Annotated in this window: 21 protein-coding genes; 10 read left to right on the top strand and 11 right to left on the bottom strand. The window is 70.8% G+C overall.

The genetic code is table 11. The features are described from left to right. Positions 1-95: 95 nt before the first annotated feature. Positions 96-878 (bottom strand): phosphotransferase enzyme family protein, encoded by a 783-nt coding sequence (locus ACWBNA_RS05715; RefSeq protein WP_482702930.1) that lies wholly within the window; start codon positions 876-878, stop codon positions 96-98. Positions 879-905: 27 nt separating this feature from the next. On the opposite strand from ACWBNA_RS05715, the gene ACWBNA_RS05720 reads away from it, so the two are divergent. Beyond that, positions 906-1502: a GAF and ANTAR domain-containing protein gene (locus ACWBNA_RS05720; protein WP_482702989.1), complete on the top strand. Its 597-nt coding sequence runs from the start codon at positions 906-908 to the stop codon at positions 1500-1502. Between the two features lie 105 nt (positions 1503-1607). Here the strand turns inward: ACWBNA_RS05720 and ACWBNA_RS05725 are convergent, their stop codons facing one another. The 5 genes from ACWBNA_RS05725 to ACWBNA_RS05745 form a co-directional block, all read right to left on the bottom strand. Then, positions 1608-2561, bottom strand: a complete 954-nt coding sequence (locus ACWBNA_RS05725; RefSeq protein ID WP_482702932.1) for an SDR family oxidoreductase — start codon at positions 2559-2561, stop codon at positions 1608-1610. Between the two features lie 150 nt (positions 2562-2711). Further along, positions 2712-3161 carry a hypothetical protein gene (locus ACWBNA_RS05730; RefSeq protein ID WP_482702934.1) on the bottom strand — a complete coding sequence of 150 codons (450 nt, stop codon included), beginning with the start codon at positions 3159-3161 and terminating at the stop codon, positions 2712-2714. 155 nt (positions 3162-3316) lie between these two features. Beyond that, positions 3317-4966: a phytoene desaturase family protein gene (locus ACWBNA_RS05735; RefSeq protein ID WP_482702936.1), complete on the bottom strand. Its 1650-nt coding sequence runs from the start codon at positions 4964-4966 to the stop codon at positions 3317-3319. Then, positions 4959-5462 (bottom strand): SRPBCC family protein, encoded by a 504-nt coding sequence (locus tag ACWBNA_RS05740; RefSeq protein ID WP_482702938.1) that lies wholly within the window; start codon positions 5460-5462, stop codon positions 4959-4961. Before ACWBNA_RS05740 ends, ACWBNA_RS05735 begins: the two co-directional genes overlap by 8 nt. Positions 5463-5588: 126 nt before the next feature. After that, complete coding sequence (locus ACWBNA_RS05745) at positions 5589-6353, bottom strand: polysaccharide deacetylase family protein (RefSeq protein ID WP_482702940.1); 765 nt, start codon at positions 6351-6353, stop codon at positions 5589-5591. Here ACWBNA_RS05745 and ACWBNA_RS05750 point away from each other — a divergent pair. The 3 genes from ACWBNA_RS05750 (at position 6334) to ACWBNA_RS05760 (ending at position 10115) form a co-directional block, all read left to right on the top strand. Next, positions 6334-7836 (top strand): FAD-dependent monooxygenase, encoded by a 1503-nt coding sequence (locus ACWBNA_RS05750; protein ID WP_482702942.1) that lies wholly within the window; start codon positions 6334-6336, stop codon positions 7834-7836. The genes ACWBNA_RS05745 and ACWBNA_RS05750 overlap by 20 nt on opposite strands. A gap of 274 nt (positions 7837-8110) precedes the next feature. Further along, positions 8111-9289, top strand: a complete 1179-nt coding sequence (locus ACWBNA_RS05755) for an alpha/beta hydrolase (protein WP_482702944.1) — start codon at positions 8111-8113, stop codon at positions 9287-9289. Between the two features lie 19 nt (positions 9290-9308). After that, positions 9309-10115, top strand: coding sequence for an amidohydrolase family protein (locus tag ACWBNA_RS05760; protein ID WP_482702946.1), 807 nt, complete (start codon positions 9309-9311; stop codon positions 10113-10115). An 89-nt stretch (positions 10116-10204) separates the two neighbouring features. Here the strand turns inward: ACWBNA_RS05760 and ACWBNA_RS05765 are convergent, their stop codons facing one another. The 4 genes from ACWBNA_RS05765 to ACWBNA_RS05780 form a co-directional block, all read right to left on the bottom strand. Beyond that, positions 10205-10927: a TetR/AcrR family transcriptional regulator gene (locus ACWBNA_RS05765; RefSeq protein ID WP_482702948.1), complete on the bottom strand. Its 723-nt coding sequence runs from the start codon at positions 10925-10927 to the stop codon at positions 10205-10207. A 405-nt stretch (positions 10928-11332) separates the two neighbouring features. Next, positions 11333-12118, bottom strand: coding sequence for an LmeA family phospholipid-binding protein (locus tag ACWBNA_RS05770; RefSeq protein ID WP_482702949.1), 786 nt, complete (start codon positions 12116-12118; stop codon positions 11333-11335). 28 nt (positions 12119-12146) lie between these two features. Then, positions 12147-12680 (bottom strand): TetR/AcrR family transcriptional regulator, encoded by a 534-nt coding sequence (locus ACWBNA_RS05775; RefSeq protein WP_482702951.1) that lies wholly within the window; start codon positions 12678-12680, stop codon positions 12147-12149. A 64-nt stretch (positions 12681-12744) separates the two neighbouring features. Beyond that, complete coding sequence (locus tag ACWBNA_RS05780; protein ID WP_482702953.1) at positions 12745-13380, bottom strand: TetR/AcrR family transcriptional regulator; 636 nt, start codon at positions 13378-13380, stop codon at positions 12745-12747. A 134-nt stretch (positions 13381-13514) separates the two neighbouring features. Here ACWBNA_RS05780 and ACWBNA_RS05785 point away from each other — a divergent pair, with 134 nt between their 5' ends. From ACWBNA_RS05785 to ACWBNA_RS05800, 4 genes are read left to right on the top strand one after another with little or no spacing between them, the layout of a single operon-like run. After that, positions 13515-14657: a VOC family protein gene (locus ACWBNA_RS05785; protein ID WP_482702955.1), complete on the top strand. Its 1143-nt coding sequence runs from the start codon at positions 13515-13517 to the stop codon at positions 14655-14657. Beyond that, positions 14654-15604: a fumarylacetoacetate hydrolase family protein gene (locus tag ACWBNA_RS05790; protein WP_482702957.1), complete on the top strand. Its 951-nt coding sequence runs from the start codon at positions 14654-14656 to the stop codon at positions 15602-15604. The genes ACWBNA_RS05785 and ACWBNA_RS05790 overlap by 4 nt, the downstream gene beginning before the upstream one ends. A 19-nt stretch (positions 15605-15623) precedes the next feature. Next, entirely contained in the window at positions 15624-17222 is a 1599-nt protein-coding gene (gene mhpA, locus ACWBNA_RS05795; protein WP_482702959.1) for a bifunctional 3-(3-hydroxy-phenyl)propionate/3-hydroxycinnamic acid hydroxylase MhpA, read from the top strand. Continuing rightward, entirely contained in the window at positions 17219-19228 is a 2010-nt protein-coding gene (locus ACWBNA_RS05800) for an acetoacetate--CoA ligase (protein WP_482702961.1), read from the top strand. Before mhpA ends, ACWBNA_RS05800 begins: the two co-directional genes overlap by 4 nt. Positions 19229-19588: 360 nt before the next feature. Here the strand turns inward: ACWBNA_RS05800 and ACWBNA_RS05805 are convergent, their stop codons facing one another. Next, positions 19589-20299, bottom strand: a complete 711-nt coding sequence (locus ACWBNA_RS05805) for an MOSC domain-containing protein (protein WP_482702963.1) — start codon at positions 20297-20299, stop codon at positions 19589-19591. Between the two features lie 230 nt (positions 20300-20529). On the opposite strand from ACWBNA_RS05805, the gene ACWBNA_RS05810 reads away from it, so the two are divergent. Continuing rightward, positions 20530-20901, top strand: a complete 372-nt coding sequence (locus ACWBNA_RS05810; protein WP_482702965.1) for a VOC family protein — start codon at positions 20530-20532, stop codon at positions 20899-20901. A gap of 243 nt (positions 20902-21144) precedes the next feature. After that, entirely contained in the window at positions 21145-21474 is a 330-nt protein-coding gene (locus ACWBNA_RS05815; protein WP_482702967.1) for an antibiotic biosynthesis monooxygenase family protein, read from the top strand. Positions 21475-21548 lie beyond the last annotated feature (74 nt).

Genomic DNA, 21548 nt, shown 5'->3' on the forward strand with positions numbered 1-21548 from the left:
GGCGAAGGCCGCTTCAATGTCCGGCGAATGCCCAGGTGAGTGATCCAGTTCGAGATGTCGTTCGATGCCAGGAGCCAGGCACGGGCGCTGATGCCTCAGCCAGCGAGCAGGGCCTGCATCCACTGGTCTTCGCGTTGCTCGATGTATTCGGCGTCGTTTCGCCAAGCGTCGCCGTGGCCTTCAGCCCACAGCCTTGCCCAGGGCTGGGCTCCTTGGGCTGCCTGGTCGCGCAGGAAGTCGTGCATGGAACGCGTACGGCGCCCCAGTAGAGGCACCAACCGACGGCGTTCGGACTCAGCCAGACCGTAGGCGTCGGCGAAGACTCGCAGTCGGTCCGCCGCGTCCGGGCTCTGCCAGTCCGGATGCGCGGACAGCGGGATGAACCCGTGAATGGCGTATGCGACATCCCACAGGCGCGAGCCGGGACCTGCAGCGTCCCAGTCGATGAAGGCCCACCGCGCCTCGTCCGCGACCACAAGGTTCCAGGGGGCCAGGTCGTTATGGGCGATGATGTCACTGCCCTCAGCGGGGATCAGCGTCTGCCACCGTGCATCGGAGGGCGCCGTGAAGTCCTGCACGGCGTCGTGGAAGTCCCGGATCAGCCGTGCCACGCGAGCCAGTTGTCGAGCGGGTTCCATCAGCGAGAACCGGTGGGGCCAGACCACATCTCCCGGCATGAAGGTCAGGACCTCACGCCCCTGATCGTCAATGCCGAGCGGACGAGGCGCCGCGCCGAATCCCACCTCGTGCAGGTGGGCAAGCAGGGCATGCACAGCGGGAGTCCATGGTCCGGTCGGACGGCGAACGGTGTCCCCGACGCGAACGACACCATCACTGACGTTGCCACCGGACAAAGGCTGTTCATCATCGTGCCGCATCGAACCAGTATGTCGGATCAGCTCGTCATGATCACCCCATTAAGGGGGAGCGTCAGAGAAGGGACGGAGGTTGAAGAACAAGCTGAGAAGCTGGACCAGAAGCAGTACGGCCAGGACGACCGCCCCTGCCTGGAGGGTCTGCGCACCGGCGAGGAACTGCTCATCAGGGACATGCTCCTGGAGTCCCGGTGGGGCGACTATCCCCCCTACGCCGCCGTCTGCGGGATCCGCTCCTCCCTCTCGCTGCCGATCGCCGCCCACACCCACACGGCATGCGCCATCAACCTGTACGCCGCCCCGCCGGACGCGTTCGAACAGGCGGATCTCACGGCCTTGCGTTCACTTGCCGCGCAAGCCACCGGCGCCATCTCGTTGGCCCAACGCATCGCCGACACCCAGGAATTCGCCGACCAGCTCCAGGACGCCATGCGGTACCGCAGCGTCATCGACCAAGCCCTCGGTGTGGTCATGGGACAGCGCCGCTGTTCCGCCGACGAAGCCTTCGGCATCCTGCGGTTCGCCTCTGAGCACCGCAACATCAAACTCCGCGACCTGTGCACCGAGCTGATCACCAACCTCACGGGCCGGCCACCGACCGCTCCGGAACTGCGTCCCCGCCCCTGACAGGACGGTCCCACGCGTTTCCCGTGCGACTCGTACTCGTACTCGTACTCGTACTCGTGCCCGTCCACGGGGACCTGTGTGTCGACGCAGTCGCTGTACGTACTCTCATGATCGGACACCCCGCAGGCGGCCCTCCCCCGGCCCTGGGTACTCGTCGGCGTGCCCCGGGTCTTCTCCGCCTTCGCCCTGACGTGCCGACAACTCGTCGGCGCGTCCGCCCGCGCCGAGTGGGCCGGTGGAGCGGAGTGCTGCGTCGGCCTCCAGTCGGGGCAGCTGACGACGGGACACCCGGAGCACGAGGGGCGGCAGCGCGGCGCGCCCCGCCTGGACGAGGCGCAGCCAGGCGGGCATGTATACGGCGGTACGGCGGTGCTCCACGGCCCATGCCAGGCGCGCGGCGACCCGGTCGACCGGATGCACGCGGCGGGCGGGCGCCGGCATCGCGGCGCGCAGTTCACGCAGCACCGCGTACCGGTCGGCGTCGCGGATCATGTCCGTGTCCGTCCAGTTGATGTAGGCGACACCCACGGCCACTCCGCGGTGGGCCACCTCGGCGCGCAACGCGTGGGCGAAGGCCTCGACTCCCGCTTTGGAGGCGCAGTACGCGCTCATCATGGGCGCTGCGCCGAACGAGGCGAGTGAGCCGACCTGGAGGAAGTAGCCCGCCGTCTCCATCAGGTCCGGCAGGAAGGTCCGGGCCGTCAGCGCACTGCCGGTCAGGTTCACGTCGATGACACGGCGCCAGCCTGCCGGGTCCGAGGCGGCGAACGGGCCGCCCTGCGCGATACCGGCGTTCGCCACGACGGCCGAGACAGGGCCCATACGCGCCCGCACCTCGACTGCGGCCCGGGCCAGCGCCTTCCCGTCGGTGACGTCGACCTCGACGGCCAAGGCCGGCGTCGACAGGGACGCCGCGACGGTCTCCAGCCCGGCCCTCTCGTGGCCGAGCAGGGCCAGCCGGGCACCTCGGTGCGACAGGTCCCGGGCCAGGGCCGCCCCCAGCCCGCGGGCGGCTCCCGTCACGACGACGGTGCGGTTCTCGAGCGGGCTGTCTGTCATGGGCCGTTCCCTTCGTGCCGGCGCCCCGTTCGGACCGGGCTCACTCTTCGCTTGCGGCCGAGGCCTCGCGCCGGACGCGGATCACGCCTGTGGTGTCCCGTGCCGTAGGTCCGTCCTCGACCGGTTCCGCTCACATGCGCAGGTGTCGCACTATCGCGCGGTGTTCGAACGGGCGGTGTGATCGGGGTGGCCGACCGTGCGGCGGGCTTCCTTCAGTTCCGCTTCGTACAGGTGGTCGCGGCCGCCGGCGAGTTCCTCCACGGCGGCGCGTTCGAGGTCCTTGAACGGCTGGTAGTAGGTGGCGTCGTAAGCCTCGACGAGTTGGAAGGTCCAGTGCCCCGGGATGACGTTGCGGCCCAGGACCTGCGTCTGCAGCATCTCGGCCCACTCGGGACGACCGGCCTCGCGCAACAGCCGTATCGCCCGGTCCAGTTCGAAGTCCGCGGTGCCGGTCAGCTGGTGGAAGCTGTAAAGGTGGCCGCGGGCGCGCTCGGTCGTCTCCAGCGCTTTGGACAGGGACCCGAGAGCCTCCACCATCTTGCTGGTGACGCCTTCGGGCCGCTGATGCTCAGGGTCGGGTCCGTCGCCGTTGATGGTCATGGTTCACCTCCAGCGGTAGGGCAGGGAAGGGTCCGAATGCGGGTGGCGCCGGACCCGCGCCCACGACTCGCTCCGTGACCGCCCGGGTCCGCCGGCCGCCGCGGCACACCGGACAGCTCTCTCGTCTGCCGCGCTGTGCCCGCTCGGCGCGGTGTTCATCGGTCGTCCGCCTGTCGGTCACCGTGGGTGCGCCGCGTGCCGGTGCGGTCGCGGCGGGCCAGGATGCGTTGTGCCGTGGACCTGCCCGGTGGCAGGCGCCGCCGCAGTGCGGCGCGTGCGGCGTTCGCGCCCGGCGCCCCATGGACCCCGCCGCCCGGGTGCGCGCCCGCGGACGCGAGGTAGAGGCCGCTCACAGGGGTCTCCGGCCGACCGGTACCGGGTATCGGGCGGAAGAGAAGCTGCTGGTGAAGGGCCGTGGTGCCGCCGTTGATGGCTCCGGCGACCAGATTGGCGTCGAGTGACTGCAGGGTGGGCGGAGCGAGGATCCGGCGGGTTCGGATCAGGGAGCGGAAGCCGGGAGCGAACCGTTCGACTTGACGTTCGACACGGTCGGCCATGGTCTCCTGCTCCCCCGCGTCCCAGCTGCCCGTCAGGCCCTCTTCGCCCGCGTCGCCGCCGACCTCGCGGGGGACGTGGGTGTACGCCCACGCTGACTCGGTGCCCGTCGGCGAGCGTGAGGGGTCGGACGTCGTCATCTGGCCGAACAGCGCGAAGGGGCGGTCGGGAACCTGGCCCATGGCGATCTGCGCGGCGAAGCGGGTGAGTTCGTCGACGCCGTCCGCCAGGTGGACCGTCCCGGCCCGCGCGGCCTCCGCGGCCTGCCACGGCACCCGGCCGTCGAGAGCCCAGTCGACCTTGAACGTCCCGAAGTCCCACTGGAAGCGCCGCAGGTCGGCCAGCAGCTGGGCCGGCAGGTGCTCCTCGGCGACGAGTTCGCCGTACAGCGCGGGCACGGACACGTCCGCGAGCACCGCGCGCCGGACCGGGACCGTCTCCCCACCGGCGGTACGCACACCTACGGCCCGTCCCTGCCGGACCACGACTTCATCGACCCGCTGCCCGCAGCGCACGGTGCCGCCCAGCGTGCCCAGCCGGCGTGTCAGGGCCGCGGTGAGGGCCCCGGAACCGCCGACCGGCACGGGAAAGCCGTAGGTCTGGCCGAGCATCGACATCAGCCAGCCGAAGCCGCCACTGCCCGCGGCCTCCGGCGCCAGGTCGGCGTGCAGCGCGTTGCCGGCCAGCAGAAGCCTGCCCCCCTCGCCGCGGAACTCCTCGTCGCCCATGCGCCGCACCGGCAGCAGCAGGCTGCGCGCCAGACGCAGGCCCCCCGCCCCACGCAGGCGTACGACCAAGCGCGCCGCGGCACGCACCGGCGGGAAGGGCGTGAACAGGGCCCGCAGGAGATCCTCCCGCACGCCCTGCCACACGTCGTGCAGGCGGCGCCAGGCGGCTCCGTCGCCCGGCGCGAAAGCCTCCAGCGAGTCCGCGGTGACGTCGAGACGCCGGTCGAGGACCGCGCAGCTGCCGTCGCTCAGCGGATGGGCCAGCACGTGCGAGGCGTGACTCCACCGCAGCCCGTGGTCCTGCAGGCGCAGCCCGGCCAGGATCGGGGAGGCGGCCGCCAGCGGGTAGAAGGAGCTGAACAGATCGCTGACGAACGCGGGATCGACGCCCCGGTCGTGGCGCACCGCACCACCGGCCTCCCCCTGCTCCTCCAGGACGGTCACACTCCACCCGGCGTCGGCGAGCAGGTTCGCCGCGACCAGTCCGTTGGGGCCGGCCCCGATCACCACGGCATCAGGCATGGCCGCTCCCCGCTGGGCCGATGCTCGCACTCACGTGCGGCTCGGCGCCGTGCTCGCGCCGCTCGGACTCCCCTTCGCACACCTTGGCGAGCCGGGGCAGCATCGCTCGGTGCCGCAACTGGATCAGGGCCTCGGTCCCCATGGTGTGCAGCATCCCGCCGACGCCCTGCAGGGGATGCTCGTCGACGATCACCAGGCAGTGCTCGCCCCAGGGGCGCAGTTCGATGGAGATCCGCGCCGTGCCGAGCCATCCGGCGTGGGCTTCGAGTTCCAGCGCGGTCCCCTCCTCGCATCGCCGGACCACGGTCTCGTTGGTCAGCCGGGCCGGACCCAGCCGGACCTCGTAGCTGATCGCCGCGCCTTCCTGCGGCCACCGCCCCCGCAGCGGAGACGAGTCCGATGTGCCCACCACCCACTCCGCGTACCGGTCACCGTCGGCAAGAACCGCCCATACGGTCTGTGGGCTGGCCATGATCAGACGATGGCGTACCGCCATGCGAACCTCCCGCGCTCGGCGTCCTGTCCGTCGTCATCGCGGAGTGCCCTGTCCATCCGATTCAAAACGGAACATTCCGGGCGTGAATAGCGATGACCGGACCCGGGGCCGAGCGCGATCTCGACGTCACCGGCAGCACCGAGCCAGGCGCCATGGACCGCGAGCCCGGGCGCGGCACTGGAGGAATCGCATCGGCATCGGCGTCGATGGCCCCGGTGGTGAGTGCCGGTCGGTGCCGCCGCCGCGGAGATGTCGGGTGGCGATGTCGTGGATCGACTGCGGGGTTGCGCGGCTACGCCAGTTATCGCCCCATGCGGTCCACAGGACGGGCGTCAGACCGAGCCGCCGGCAGGTCAGGTGGGCGCTGGCGGTCATCGCACCGCAGGGCGGGCGGAAGAGGCGTTGCGGCTCGCCGGTGACCTCGGCGACGAGGTCGCGCGCCCGGGCCAGGTCGTCGCATGTCCTGCCGGGGCCCCGGAGCGGCAGGGGGCGGTGCCGCCAGCCGTGGATGCCGATCTCGTAGCCGGCTGCGGCCATCTCCCGGGCCGGCCCGGGGCTGCGGACCAGCATGGGGCCGAGCAGGAAGAACGTGCCCAGTCTGAGGGCCCGGCGGAGCTCGACAGGGTCCAGCTTCGGGCGAATCCCGCGACGCCCCGCAGAGGACGATCCACTCGCTTGACCGGCCATGACGCCCAAACGATCGACGGCCGTCACGGACGTGACTCGCCGAGCTTGCCCCTCCCTCCCCAAACGGATACGGTGTAGCCATAAGAAACTGGCTACACCGTATCCAATATTCCGATGACGCGAAGCCCAGCACAACGCGGCCGCTCGCCGCCCCGTTCGCGAGAACCGATTGAGGTCGATCACCATGACACCCACCCACGACATCGACGTCCTCGTCGCCGGAGCCGGCCCGACCGGCTCCGCCCTGGCGGCCGACCTGCTACGGCGCGGTCTTCGGGTCCGTGTCGTCAACAAGGCGCCGCACGCCTTCGAGGGCTCCCGCGCCAAGGGGATCCAGCCCCGCACCCAGGAAGTCCTCGAGGATTTCGGCGTGCTTCATGAAGCTCATGCGGAGGGCGGGCCCTACCCGCTCGCGGGGCTCCACCTCGGGCCTGTCACCGCGCCATGGAAGATGCAGCAGCGGAACAAGCCGACCCCGGACGTCCCCTACCCGAACATCCTCCTGCTGCCGCAGCACCGTACCGACGCCATCCTGCACCGCCTCCTCGAACGCCTCGGGTTGCGCATCGAGTACGGGGTCGCCCTGGAGAGCTTCGAGCAGGACGCCGATGGCGTCACGGCGACGCTCTCCACCGGCGAGCTGGTGCGCAGCAAGTACCTCGTCGGCGCCGACGGAGGCGCGAGTGCCGTCCGCGCGGGCACCGGTCTCGGCTTCGTCGGCGAGACCGACGAGTCCGACAGGACCCTCATCATCGACTGCACGATCGACGGACTGTCCCGCGACCGGTGGCACATGTGGCCCCGCGCGTCCGTGGGAGCGTGCCCGTTGCCGCACTCCGACCAGTTCCAGGTGATGATCCGGCTGAAGCCGAACGACACACCGAACCTCGACCACGCCGCCTTGGCCGACCAGTTCCACGCGCTCACCGGCCTCAAGCTCCGCGACATCACGTGGACTTCGGCGTTCCGGCCCAACGTCCGGCTCGTCGAGCACTACCGCGCGGGCCGGGTCTTCCTGGCAGGCGACGCCGCCCACGTGCACACCCCGGCCGGCGCCCAGGGCCTCAACACCGGCGTGCAGGACGCCTACAACCTCGGCTGGAAGCTCGGCCAGGCGATCGCCGGCGCGCCGGACAGCCTTCTCGACAGCTACGAGGCCGAACGGCTCCCGATCGCCGCCGGCGTCCTCGGCAAGTCCAGCGAGCTCTACCAGAGCCTCAGCAACCACCGTGTCGCCGGCCTGAAACGCTGCGACGAGGAGAGCCAGCTCTCGCTCTCCTACCACGGCGGCCCGCTCGCCCCCGCCGACGCTCCGGCCACCAAGACGCTGCGCATCGGGGACCGGGCACCGGACGCGCCGTGCACTGCACCCGGCACCGGCCGCCTGTTCGACGTCTTCCAAGGCCCGCACTTCACCCTGCTGGCCTTCGGCCCCGACGCCGCTGCGGCCCTGCCCGACCTGACGTGGACCGCCAAGGGTGCCGAACTGCGCCGCTACGCCGTCCGCGGCGGACGCGGCATCGACAGTGACCACATCACCGACGACACCGGTCAACTGGCCAACTTCTACGGTGTCGACGGCGACGCGCTGATCCTGGTCCGGCCCGACGGATACATCGGCAGCGTCATCACGGCCGACTGGACGAACTCCTTCGCCACCGCGACCAAGGCGTTCACCCCGAGCTGACCCAGCACAACTCCGGCCCGGCGCAGGAGCGTTGGCGACTGCCCTGCATGTTCGTTGTACCGAAACATTATTACGGATACGTTGTACTCGAAATCGCATGTGCTGGTCCGGAAGGGGCCACTGTCCGGTGCCGTGCCCTTTCCCCGACGTCACAGGCCCCAGCCCATGGTCCAGCCGCGCGCCGACACGGAAGCGCAGCGAACACTGCCGCAGTTCGCCGGACAGCCACCTGGCGTACCGCTTCGCGCCAGGCCGAACAGGAGGAGCCTCAAAAATGTCAGCACAGCAGGAGGTCGCCGCGGACCGCTTGGTCCCGGTCGTGACCCTGACGTTCGTCGGCAGCCGCGCGGAGACGGAGGAAGCCACGTCGGGGCTCTCGGTCGAATCGCAGGCCGCGCTGCGTCAGTTCTCGTTGGAGCGCATGACCGGTTACGGCGTCGATTGCGCGGATGCCGTCGAGCTGCGTGCCCGTGTGGTCGAGGGGCAGGACTGGCGTTCTGCCGCCACCGAGCTCGCGGAGGTGTGCCTGCGGCGCGTCGAGGGCGCCATGGATGCCGCCGGCGAGCCGACCCGGATCGGGTACCTGCGCCGGGCGTCCGCCCTGCTGCGCATGAGTCAGATGATGATGCTGTCCGACACCGCCGAGCGCCGGACGATCTTCGCGCGGGCCGCGGAGCTCTACGCGCGGGCCTCCGTACCGAGTGGTGAACGTCAGCGCGTGACGATCGACACCGACGCCGGCCCCTTGGTGGGGTGGCTCGTCCCCGCGAACGACACCGCGGTCGGCTCGGCCGTCGTCATCGGCGGCGTCGAGGGCTGGGCCATGGATTTCGACAGCCTCGGTGAGGCCCTCGCGGCACGCGGTACCGACGCACTGCTGCTCGACGGCCCGGGGCAAGGCGAAACAAGGCTCACGCACGAGCACTACCTCACCGCCCGGTGGCGTGACGCCTACGGAGGAGCCGTCGACTTCCTCGACGAGCGCGCGCCGGGCCGCCCGATCGGCTTCATCGGCAACAGCATGGGCGGCAGCGTCGCCATGGCCGTCGCGGCACAGGACACCCGGATCAGGGCGTGCGTCGACAACGGCGGCATCCACGCCCCGTGGCTCGTGCCGCCGACCATGGGGACCTTCTTCTCCAAGATGGTGGCCGCGTGCGGAACCGAGGACGCGGACCGGGCGGTGGGTGTCTGGCAAACCGTCACGCCACTCGCCGACGGACCCAACTCCGGCTATCCGCTGCTGGTCGTGCAGGGCGGCAAGGACCCCATGATCTCGATGGACCTCGCACAGATCCTCCTGCGGGGCGCGCCCACGAACGACAAGCAGATGGTCGTCTTCTCCGACGGCAACCACTGCGTCTACAACCACAAACACGACCGTGACACGCTCATCGCCGACTGGACGAGCGCGCGCCTTCGCGGCCTGCCGAGCCCCCAGATCGCGAACTGACACCAGGGAGCACGCACTCATGCAGATCATCGACGCACAGATCCACCTGTGGGCGGCCGAGAGCTCGCCGCCCCACCACTGGCGCGGGCCCTACACCGTCGACACCGCCCTGCGTGACATGGACGAGGCAGGCGTCGACCGCGCGGTCAACTGTCCGGCGATCTGGGACGCCGGAGCGAACGACTACGCGGTGGAGGCGGCGAAACAGCGTCCCGAGCGGTTCGCGACACTCGGCTGGTTCCCCCTCGACCAGGCTGCGGACGAGACCCTCGTCGACGCGTGGCTGGACAAACCCGGCATGCTCGGCCTGCGCTTCATGCTGGCGGCGCCGGAGATGGCCGACCGCCTCGCGTCGGGCGGACTCGACTGGCTGTGGGCGGCCGCCGACCGGCGTGGCATCGCCATGGGGCTCATGGTCATGCCTCCGTACCTGCCCGCCGTCGGCGACATCGCGGCGCGGTACCCGCAGATGCGCCTGATGATCGACCACCTTGCGGTCAACCCGTTCGAGAAGCTGCCCGGCGCGGCCGCACACCTCGACGCACTGCTCGCCCTGGCGCGCCACCCCAACATCGCCGTCAAGGCCACGGCCGTACCGAGCATGGCAACCGACCCGTACCCGTTCGCGAGCACGCACGGCGTACTGCGGCAGGTCTTCGACGCCTACGGCGCCGAGCGGATGTTCTGGGGCACCGACATCACGCGTCTGCGTTGCCCCTGGCGCGAGGCGGTGACGATGTTCACCGAGGAACTGCCCTGGCTGCGGGGCCGCGACCTGGAACTGGTCATGGGCCGTGCCGTGGCCGACTGGATCCGCTGGCACTGAGGAGGGGTACGGCCCGTGCCGTCGCCTCTTCTCTTCGCTCGGCATCGCCGGCTCCGGTACAAGCCCCGCACCCTGCCGCTTTCCGACTCCTACGACGAGGTGAGTCTGACCTTCTCCAGCCCGTCGAGGAGCAGGTCCAGGCCGAACCGGAACTCCTCGTGCAGTGGTACGGAGGTCAACTCGTCGGCTGCGGCCATCGTGGCCGGATAGGCGTCCCGGTCAAGGGAGTTGTAATAGTCCCGCAGCTGTGACTGCTCGTCGGGGTGTGGTGCCCCGGGGCCGTGCTGCTGGATGGCGAAGCCGATCACGTAATGGCCGATGGCCGTGAAGGCACGAGCGGCCAGGCCGACCGGGAACCCATGGCTCAGGAACAGCGTGATGAGCCGTTCTCTGGCCCGCAGCCCGTTGGGGCCGACGGGAACCTGGGCCGCCAGCAGGGACAGCGCGTGGGGGTGCCGGCACAGGGTGCCGTAGAAAGCCTCCGCCGCGACGGTCACGGCCTCCCGCCACGACAGGCCGTCCAACTCCTCGGGCGGAACGCGGACTTCTCCCAGGATCCTGTCGGCGACAAGAGCGAGGAGTTCGTCCTTGCCGTTGAAGTGCCGGTAGAGCGTCGCCGTACCCGAGTCCAGGGCATCGGCGAGCATACGCAGCGTCAGCGCCTGGATCCCGACCTCGTCGATGAGCTTCAGAGCCGTGTCGACGATCCGCCCGGCGTCCATCGGAGGGCGCCCGCGCCGGTACGCGGGGGCGGGCGTCCGGCTCGCCCACCAAGCGGGACTTCCCGGAACCGGCTGGGCCTCCGAAGCCATGGAGCGGTCACCCTCTCGACCAGGTCCACTGCGGACACGTGTTCCGAAACAGGAGTTTCGGCCTTATCGTATCCGTTTTTGACGGCGTCACCGCGGGACGCGCCCTCACAGCCGCGCAGGCCATCCTCGCGGCGACCGTGCGGGCCGTCAGTGGGCCGCCCGTGCCCGGCGACGGTGGCACCGGAGAACGCCGTGCCTCCGGGATGGGCCAGGCACGCACGGAGAATCGGCCCCGGGTTCTACCGGGAGCTCGTGGCGACAGCAGAAGGGCATTCCTTGCAACTGGCGGAACGCTACCGGGACATGCTCTTCTCTGTTGAGCTGCCGCTGATCGCGGAGAAGGACCTGCCCGAGGGTGCCGTGCGCTGCTGACCGCCCGGGCGGGGACCAGAATCCGTGGACCACCTACCCTGCGCTGTCGACGACGGTGGGCGCGGATCCTGCCGCCGCCGCCCGATCCGGTTCCGCTTCGCCTGTGCCGTCCGGGCGGAAGGTGACCGAGCGGCCCGAGAAGCGGGCGCTCAGGCCCGTTGCCGTGATGGTGATCGCGCGCAGGTGCAGGCCCGAGGGGATGTTCCGCAGCTGGATCGGCTCTTCGAAGGCCTTGTTGAGCAGTTCTTCCCCAGCCACCGGCAGTCGGCCGCCTGTGACATGGAAGTCCTTGAAGGCGATGCGGTTGCCGGAGGCCGCCGAGACACTCGTGGTCACGGTGACAGCGTCGCCGGGAGGCAGCAGGACGGCCGCACTCACCTGGCCGGGCCCGGCGCCTTGGGAGATCTCCAGGCCGAGGGCGTTCGACACGTCCGGGTACGACAGGTGAGCGACGGCCTCCGCCGAGCGCGCGTGTGCCGCGCCGGCGTCGCCGGACTTGCGCAAGTCGTCCAGGCTGAGGGTGAGTTCGGTCACCGGGAGAGGGCGCTCGGCGCCCCGGGCCGGTATGTCGTGCGCGGTGATGTCCACGTGGCGCAGGGTGCCCTCGGCCAGTTGCGGCAGGACGGGGAAGCCGCGCACGTGAACCTCGGGCGGCAGCGGAGTCCCCATGCCTGCCTGGAACGCCTTGGCGGCGCGAGCCTGCGCCCAGGCTGTCGCCAAGCGGTCGGCCGAGACGGTGAGGAAGGCAAGGGTGAGAAGAGCGGCGACGGCGATGACGTCCGTTCGCAAAAGCCTGTGGCCGGCGGGGCGTTGGTACATGGGGACTCCTCGGGAGGTGGGGGTGCTCTTACCGTTTGCCGGACTGGGTGGCGCGCTGGTGGTGGACCGTTGAGGCCGCGACGCCTGTGTCGACGCCCGCGGCGATCAGCGCCGCGGTGGCTGCGCTCGTGCCGTCGTCGGCCCAGATCCCGGAGTTGACGCTGTCCAGCAGGGCCAGCAGGTGCGCTTCGATGGCTCTGCTGAGCGGGCCGGGCGGCACGCTGGTGTGGAAGACGCCCTGCTGCTGGCCGCGGGCGAGGATCGCGGCCACCGTGTCGCGGGGGGCGAGCAACTCGCTCACCCGCTGCGCCTCGAGGTCGTGAGGCGCGAGTGTGATCAGGGTGCGGTAGCGGTCGCCCACTGGCCACAGCGTGAGGACGAAGCGCGCCAGGGCGCTCGCCGGGTCCGGGTCCGGGTTCGGGTGCGGCGTCGGCGGGGACGACCGGGTGCGTCCGCCGCTCGACGGCTCGGGCAGGCGGGCCTGCCCGGCCGCTCCGGCGCGGGCAAGCGCCGGCCGGAGGGTCCGGTAGCCGAAGGAATGGACGCGAGGGAAGAGAACCACACGAAGGTCGGCTGAAATCCCGCCCCTGCGCCCCCCTCCGAACGCCTCCGGCCGGTCCGCGCGGTCAGGCCAGGTCGGGCAGGGGGTGACGGGCGACGTCGCGGGCCTCGTCCGCGGGAACCCCCAGCATGCGCAGGATCATCTCCGCCAGGCCGGCGGCCGCCTCGTCGGCGTCGAGCTCGGGGCGGGCGAACCTCAGCTCCACCAGGGACAGCAGGGACCCGCCCAGCGCGGACAGGGCGACGGTCGGGTCGACGGCGGCGAAGCGGCCGACGGCCACCCCGCGTTCCAGATCGCGCCGGGCTCGGGGCGCCAGCCCCCGGTCGGAGTGGTTGTGGCCGAGTCCGCGGTGGCGCAGTACCCGCATGAGCTCCGGGTGGGAGTCGGCCATCCGCACACTGAGCCGCAGGCCGGCCGCGACGAGTTCGGCCGGGTCGTCGGTCCCCCGCAGATGTTCGTCGACGGTCTGACCGAACTCCTCGAGGGCGTCCACCACCGCGGCGTCGAACAGTTCCGCCTTCGACGCGAAGTGGTTGTAGAAGGTGCCGAAACCCACGTCCGCGTGCTCCGCGAGCGCCTGGATGCTCGCGCTCGTGTCCCCGGTCTCGGCCAGAATCCGCCGGGCCGCCCGGACGAGCGCCTGGCGGGTCTCGGCGCGGCGTCGTTCGAAGCGATTGCTGGGCGGGGCTGAGGTCGGCATGCGGCGAGTCTAACGACTCTGCGACGACGATCACATTTCTGATGACTCCATCACTTCATCGGTTCGAACTCTTGACGATCAAAAACTCAGAGCTGATGATTCCCTCATTACGGCAATGTTGCTTGGAGGGCACCGTGTCCCAAACGCACGTCGACGACGACGTCAGAACAGCTCACCAGGACCTCCACAGCGAGGAGGGCGCACTGCGCGACGAACACCCCGGGCGCTCCCGCAATCCGCTGATCAAGGTGTCCGACCTGGCCTGGCTGGAGTTCGAGAAGCCCGACCTCGACCGCGCGGAGGTCTTCGCCCGCGACTTCGGTTTCGGGGTCGCCGCCCGCGATGAGCACGCGCTGTGGCTGCGGGGCACCTTCGCCGGGTCGCCCTGCATGGTGATCCGACGCGGCCGGACGTCCCGTTTCATCGGCCCGGCGTTCCGCGCGGCAGAACGGGCGGACCTGGACCGGCTCGCCCGCGCGACCGGATCCGCCGTGCGGGACGTGGACGCGCCCGGCGGCGGCAAGATGGTCGACCTGCTCGACCCCTCAGGCCTTCCGGTTCGGGTCGTGCACCGGGGCGAGGAACTTCCCGCGCTGCCCGAACAGCGGCCGCTGCTGCTCAACTTCGGGACGGATCACCGTCGTACGAACGTCACGCAGCGCCCGCCGCGCGAGCCGTCACGTGTCCAGCGGCTGGGTCATGTGGTCCTTCAGACGCGGGTGTTCGCCCGCGCCCTGGACTGGTACCTGGACACCCTCGGCATGATCGTCAGCGATTTCCACTTCCTGGACGGTCAGCGCGAGCGCGGACCGGTCATGGCGTTCATCCGCTGCGACCAGGGAAGCGTCGCGGTGGACCACCACACACTGGCGATGCATCTGGGGCCGGGCACGGGCTACGTCCACTCCGCCTACCAGGTCACCGACCTGGACGCGATCGCGGCGGGCGGGGAGTACCTGGCCGAGCGCGGCTACCGGCGCAGCTGGGGCATCGGCCGGCACATCCTGGGCAGCCAGCTCTTCGACTACTGGCGCGATCCGGACCACTTCATGCTGGAGCACTTCGCCGACGGCGACCTCTTCTCCCGCGACGTCGAGCCCGGCTGGTCGCCCATGTCGGCGAGCGGCCTCGCGCAATGGGGGCCGCCGGCGACCCGGGACTTCCTCGGCGCCAAACCCTCCCCCGCCAAGGTCCGCGAGGTGCTGCGTGCCCTGCGCGGCGACAACGAACTCGACCCCGCCCGGCTGCTGGGCCTGCTGAAAGCGACGAACTCATGAGCACCAACATCCTGCGCACCTCCGACAGCTGGTGGGTCGCCCTCGGGGACCGCGCCGTCCGCGTCCACACCAAGGCCGTCACCACCGCCGAACTGCTGGCCGACCGCGACGCCGTCCGGGAAGCCGTCCGGGAAGCCTCGGTCTCCGGCGACATGGGCACACCGGTCGCCGACCTGGCGGCCCTCTCTCCCGTCACCACGCCCTGCCGGGTCGTCGCCCAGATGGTCAACTACCGCAGCCACGCCCGCGATTCGGGCTTCACCGGCGACATCCCGCCGGCCTTCTTCCGCAAGGCATCCGGCTCGGTCAGTGGCCCCCACGACGCCATCGTCCGCCCCGGGCACGTGCAGTTCCTCGACTACGAGATCGAACTCGGCCTGGTCATGGGCGCTCCCCTGCCCGTGGGCACCGTCGTCACCGAGCAGGATGTGCCGTCGTACGTCGCCGGGCTCGTGGTGACCAACGACGTCAGTGCCCGTGACGTCCAGCTGACCAAGACCCAGTTCTACGAGAGCAAGTCGTACCCGACCTTCACACCGACGGGCCCCTACCTGGCACTGCTGGAGCCGGAGGACTTCGTCCATCTCCTCGATCTGCGGCTGACGTTGTCCGTCAACGGTGAGCTGCGTCAGGACCGCACCCTCGCCGACATGATCGTCCGCCCGGCGCAGGCGCTCACGCTGCTCGCCCGCTTCCAGGCCCTGGACCCGGGCGATTTGCTGCTGACCGGCACTCCCGGCGGCACCGCCCTCAAGGCCCCGCCCAAACCGGTGGAGAAGATCGCCGCACTGCTGCCACCCGCCGTCAAGTGGAAGGCGTTCTTCAAGAGCCAGGCCCGGAATCCCCGCTACCTCCACGAGGGCGACGTGATCACGGCGACGATCGCGACGCCCGACGGGCTGATCGACCTCGGTGAGCAGCGCACACCCGTGACCGACGCGAACTGAGACGGGAGATGAGCCGCACATGACCACAGACCAGGCCGCCGGGCGGCGAGACATCGCGACCAGGGCGGCCCATACGCCCGTCGTCATCATCGGGGCCGGGCCCGTGGGTGTCACCGCCGCCCTTCTGCTTGCCCGGCACGGAGTCCGCTCCGTCGTCCTGGAGCGCCACCGGGACGTCTACCCTCTGCCGCGCGCGGTCGCCATGGACGACGAGATCCGGCGCATCCTCCAAGCCGCCGGGATCGGCGGGGAGTTCGCCGCCGTCGCACGACCGGGGGGCGGACTACGTCTGCTGGACGCCCGGCACCGGGTGATGGCCGAGTTCCGGCGCTCCCCGCACGGGCACCACGGCTTTCCGCAGACCAGCATGTTCGACCAGCCGCAGCTGGAACGACTGCTGCGGGACGCCCTGTCCAGACGCCCCGAGTGCGAACTGCGCGGCGCAGTGGAAGTGACCGCCGTGGACCAGGACGGCGACGGCCCGGTGCGCGTGACCGTGCGCGGGGACGCGGGCGAGACCCATCTGTGGGCCGACGCCGTACTGGGCTGCGACGGCGCGGGCAGCCTCACCCGCGACGCCATCGGCGCCGGATGGGAGGACCTGCGCTTCGAGGAGCACTGGACCGCCATCGACGTCCGCACCCGCGCCCACGTGCGGTGCTGGGAAGGCGTCGACCAGGTCTGCGACCCGGCCCGGCCCGCGACGTTCATGCGCGTAGGCGAGGACCGCTACCGCTGGGAGTTCCGGCTGCGGGACGGCGACAGCCTCGACGGCCCCGATGGCCGGGAGCGGCTGCGCGAACTGGTCGCCCCGTGGGTGGACATCTCCCACGGCGACGACTTCGAGGTGATCCGGCAGGCCCCCTACACCTTCCGGGCCCGCCTCGCCGACCGCTGGCGCAGGGGCCGGGTCTTCCTGCTCGGCGACGCCGCCCACCTCACTCCGCCCTTCATCGGGCAGGGCCTGTGTTCAGGCATACGCGACGCGCACAACCTCACCTGGAAACTCGCCCGCGTCCTCCAACAGGGCGCCGACGAACGGCTCCTGGACACCTACGAGAGCGAACGCAAGCCGCATGCCCGTCATGTGATCCGCCTCGCCGTCACCACGGGCTGGGCCATGACCGGCGGCCAGGACCGCGCCGCCGTGATCCGCCGGACCCTGCTGGGCGCCGCGTGCCGCGTCCCGGGTGTGACGGGCCTGGCCGGCCGTGGCATCAGCCCCGCCCTGACCCCCGGCCCGCTGATCCGGCGCGGCCGCCTCCCGGGCACCTGCTGCCCCCAGCCCTGGGTGACCGCCGACGGCCGGCGCACCCGCCTCGACGACGTGCTCGGGGACTCCTTCGCCGTCCTGACCGCCGTACCCCTGACCCCGTCGACGCGGGCCGTCGCCGAAGGGCTCGGCGCCAGGATCGTCCCCGTGGACGAGGCGGGCGACGACGGCACCCTCGCCGCCTGGCTGCGCGACGGCCACGCGGACGCCGTACTCCTGCGCCCCGACCGCATCGTCCTGGACAGCGTGCCCACCGGACACGGCGGCTTCACCGACGCCGCGGCCTGGGCGCCCCTTCTGTGCACGACCCACCACCCCGCACCCTTGAGGAGCACCGCGCGATGACCACGACAAGTGCCGCACCGTCGTCCCCGGACCCCTTCTGGTCCCCCGCCCCGGAGACGGCCGCGCACAGCCGTATCGCGGACTTCGGCCGCCGGCTCGCACGGCAGCGTCACGTCGAGGACGCCTACGACTACACCGCCCTGCACCGCTGGTCGGTCACCGACCTCGAAGGGTTCTGGAGCGCGGTGTGGGAGTACTTCGACGTCGACGCGGCCACACCGTACGAGCAGGTGCTGGAGGAGGAGAAGATGCCGGGCGCCCGCTGGTTCCCCGGCGCCACCCTCAACTACACCCACCACGCCCTGCGCCACCACGGCGACGACCGGCCGGCGATCATCGCGCTGGACGAGACGGGAGCCGCCTACGAGGTGTCCGGCGACCGGCTGCGCGCCCAGGTCGCGTCCGTCGCCGCCACCCTGCGCGACCTGGGCGTCGGCCAGGGCGACCGCGTGGTCGGCTACCTCCCCAACACCCCGCACGCGATCGTCGCCTTCCTCGCCGCCGCGAGCCTGGGCGCCGTCTGGTCGGTCTGCGGCCAGGACTACGCGCCGCAGGCCGCCGCCGACCGCTTCGGCCAGCTGGAGCCGACGGTGCTGATCGCCGCGGACGGCTACCTCTTCAACGGCACGACCCACGATCGCCGCGACGCCGCCCTGGACCTTGCACGATCGCTGCCCACTCTCGAGGCCACCGTGCTGGTGGACCACGTGGGCCTGCCCTGGCCGCAGGGCAACTACCCGGCCCTGACACTCGCCTGGGAGGACGCGGTCACCCGCACGGAACAACTCGCCTGTACGCCCGTGCCGTTCGACCACCCCCTGTGGGTCGTCTTCTCCTCCGGCACCACCGGCCTGCCCAAGGGCATCGTCCACGGCCATGGCGGCGTCCTGCTGGAGCAGTTGAAAATTCTCGGCCTCCACTCCGACCTGGGTCCCGGCGACCGCCTCCTCTGGTACACCACCACCCACTGGATGATGTGGAACCTGGTCGCCTCCGCCCTCCTCACCGGCGCCACCACCTGCACCTACGACGGCAGCCCCGCTCCGCTCGCCCGCCCGGACGTCCTGTGGGAACTGGCCGCCCGCCACCGCGTCACCCTCTTCGGCACCAGCCCCCAATACCTCCTCGGCATGGCCAAGTTCGGCATCGACCCGTCCGTCCACAACCTCTCCTCGATCCGCGCCGTCGGCTGCACCGGCTCCGCGCTGCCCGCCTCCGCCTACCCCTGGGTCCGCGACCACGTGGGCGAGCGCGTCCAGCTGGCCTCCATCACCGGCGGCACGGACGTCGCCTCCGGCTTCGCGGGCAGCGCCCCCACCACGCCCGGCTGGGCCGGGGAACTGTCCGCGCCTCATCTGGGCGTGGCCCTGGCGGCGTACGACGCCGAGGGGTTCCCCGTGGTCGACCAGGTGGGCGAGTTGGTCGTCACCCGCCCCATGCCGTCCATGCCGCTGTATTTCTGGAACGACCCCGACGGAACCCGCTTCCGCGACGCCTACTTCACCGCCTACCCCGGCGTGTGGCGGCACGGCGACTGGATCACGGTCACGGGGCACGGCTCGGTGATCGTGCACGGCCGCTCCGACTCCACCCTCAACCGCAACGGCGTACGCCTGGGCAGCGCCGACATCCACGACGTCGTCGAACACCTCCCGGAGGCCACCGAAGCCCTGGTCATCGGTGCCGAGGAACCGGACGGGGGTTACTGGATGCCCCTGTTCGTGGTCCCCGCGGCCGGAGTGGACCTGGACGACGCCCTGCGGGACAAGATCCGTCACGCCATCCGCACCGGCGCCTCACCCCGTCACGTGCCCGACGAGATCGTCGCCGTCCCGGGCATCCCCCACACCCGCACCGGCAAGAAACTCGAAGTCCCCGTCAAACGCCTCCTCCAAGGCGCCCCCGCCGACCAGGTCGTCAACCCCGCGGCGGTGGACAGCCCCGACCTCCTCACCCTGTTCACGCGCCTGGGGGCCGAACGCAGGAGCGCGCGAAACCGCACCTGACGTCGACGCCGTAGCAGACGGCGTCGCCGACGGATGCGGCCGTCGCGACCGGCTCGGCAGGCCGGGCAGGCCCGACCCCCTGAACGGTGACTGGGCAGGACCCGGGTGCTGGACGACATCACCACCAGCGCGAATGGCGCCAAGGGCTTCACCAGCATCGGCTTCGGTTCCGCCGACACCAGCGCCACCAAGCTCGGCAGGCCCGCCGGGGACCACAGCACCTGTCCGACGGCCACCCTGCCGACCCGGCGCCTCGCCCGAATCCACCACACCGCGCGACCGGCCAGCGGCAGCCCGCCGGCCGGTGAAGGCGGCCCGATGCTCCGGCAGGGACGGCAGCTGCTGCCCAGGCGGGGCGTCTCAGACGACGGTGAGATCATCTCCCAGGCGCACGGTTCCCGGCTCGACGACGGTGGCCAACGCGTCCAGGCGCATGTCATGGGCCTGCGTGATGGCGCGCAGGACCAGCGGGGAGTGCGGCAATCCCTGCTGGGCGGCGTTCGTCATCACGCAGCGCTCACTAGAGCGGATGAACTCCACGCGCAGCGAGCCGCCGCCGATCCGCGCCGTGCTCCCGAACCAGTGGTCCTCCACGAACGGGGGCGTGCCGGGTGGGGTGCGCACCAGGAGGTTGGGGCGGAAGCGGCGCTCGTCCACCGGCACGCCGGGCACTGCCGCGCGGACCCAGTCAAGGGTGGCGGTGGTCAGGATGCTCAGGGGGAGTTGGTCGAAGTGGGAGACCTCCCCTTCGCGGGCCACCTCCACATCGTCCCGTCCCAGGTAGCGGCGGATGTACGCGGTCGCGTCCGGCACCGGCATCCCGTCCGGGTCCAGGAGTTCCGGCTCGTCCGCCCCCTGCCGGTAGCGGGAGCTCAGTTGCAGCAGACCGGGCATCCGCCGGAAGCGGCGTGTGCTCTTGCCCGACCCGAACTTGCCCTCCCCGTCCCGTATCGCGAACAGACGGTCGCCGACGAGGCCACGGACGTCGACCTCGGCCTGCTCCTGCTGCTCACCACCCGTGGACTTGATCGGATACCGCCAGATCCGCTCGACGGTCCCCAACGTCGTCACACCCATTCCCGTCCCCATCCCCCGCCTCGCCGGATCCCGCCCGGTGTTCCCCTCCGTCGCCGACATCAGATCACGACGGCCACAGCCGACGTCGTTCGGCGACGGTCGGTTCCGGACCGCGTCGAACCGGCCGACGATCCAGGCCCGGTTGGAGCGGCTCACCCCGCGCGAACGCGACTACTTCCTCCCGCTCAGAGCCGGATGTCCGACCCTCGACCTACGATGCCCGGATGCAGCCACACTTCACCGGCACCGCCCTGATCACCGACGACGTACCGGCCCTCGCCGCCTTCTACGCCGCGATCCTGGACGCAGATGTCGAAGGGAGCGACCCCTTCGCCCGGGTGAAAGTCCCCGGTGCCATCCTGTCGTTCTTCTCCACACAGGGCATGGAGTCGATGGTGCCGGGATCGATGGCCGCCGCTGCGAGTGGAGGCTTCACCCTGGAGTTCCAGGTCACCGACGTGGACGCACGCCACGACCGGCTGCTGGCTCAGGGCATTGAGATCCTCAAACCGCCGACAACCCAGCCGTGGGGACGCCGCTCAGTGTGGCTCCGTGACCCAGACGGCAACATCGTCAACCTCTACCAAGAGGCGTGACGACCCGGTCCGCTACACCGCGCTTCGCTCATTGCGGGACAACCCTTTAGTCGGGCCGATACCGCCCGGCCGGCCACGATCTCGAAGGCTTCTCGAACGAATTCGCTCCACTGGGGATTCTCCCGACGTGCGGGCGGCCTTCCTCCGATCATGTGCTCCGGCCAAGTGCACGTGAGCCCCCGGAAGACGCGTGGCGTACGAGCCGCGTCCCGTCTCTCGGCCGCCATAGGCCAGGATGGACGTATGAGCGTAGTCAAGATCAACGTACTGACCGTCCCCACCGAGCAGCGCGAGACGCTGGAGAAGCGCTTCGCCTCCCGCGCCCACGCCGTGGAGAACTCCGACGGGTTCGAGTGGTTCGAACTCCTCCGCCCCGTCGAGGGCACCGACAGCTACCTCGTCTACACCCGGTGGCGCGACGAGGCGTCCTTCCAGGCCTGGATGGAGGGGCCCATGAAGACGGCCCACCAGGGCGGTGACGCCAAGAGTGGTGAGCGTCCCAAGCCGGCGGCGAGCGGTTCCACGCTGTGGTCCTTCGAGGTCGTGCAGCAGGCGGAACCGAAGACCGCCTAGTAGTGCTTCGTCAGGTCTATTCGTTGATGCTGATCAAGAGCATGTTGGTTGTGTGGATGCGCATGAAGTGAACC

Source organism: Streptomyces sp. Q2, assembly GCF_056820935.1.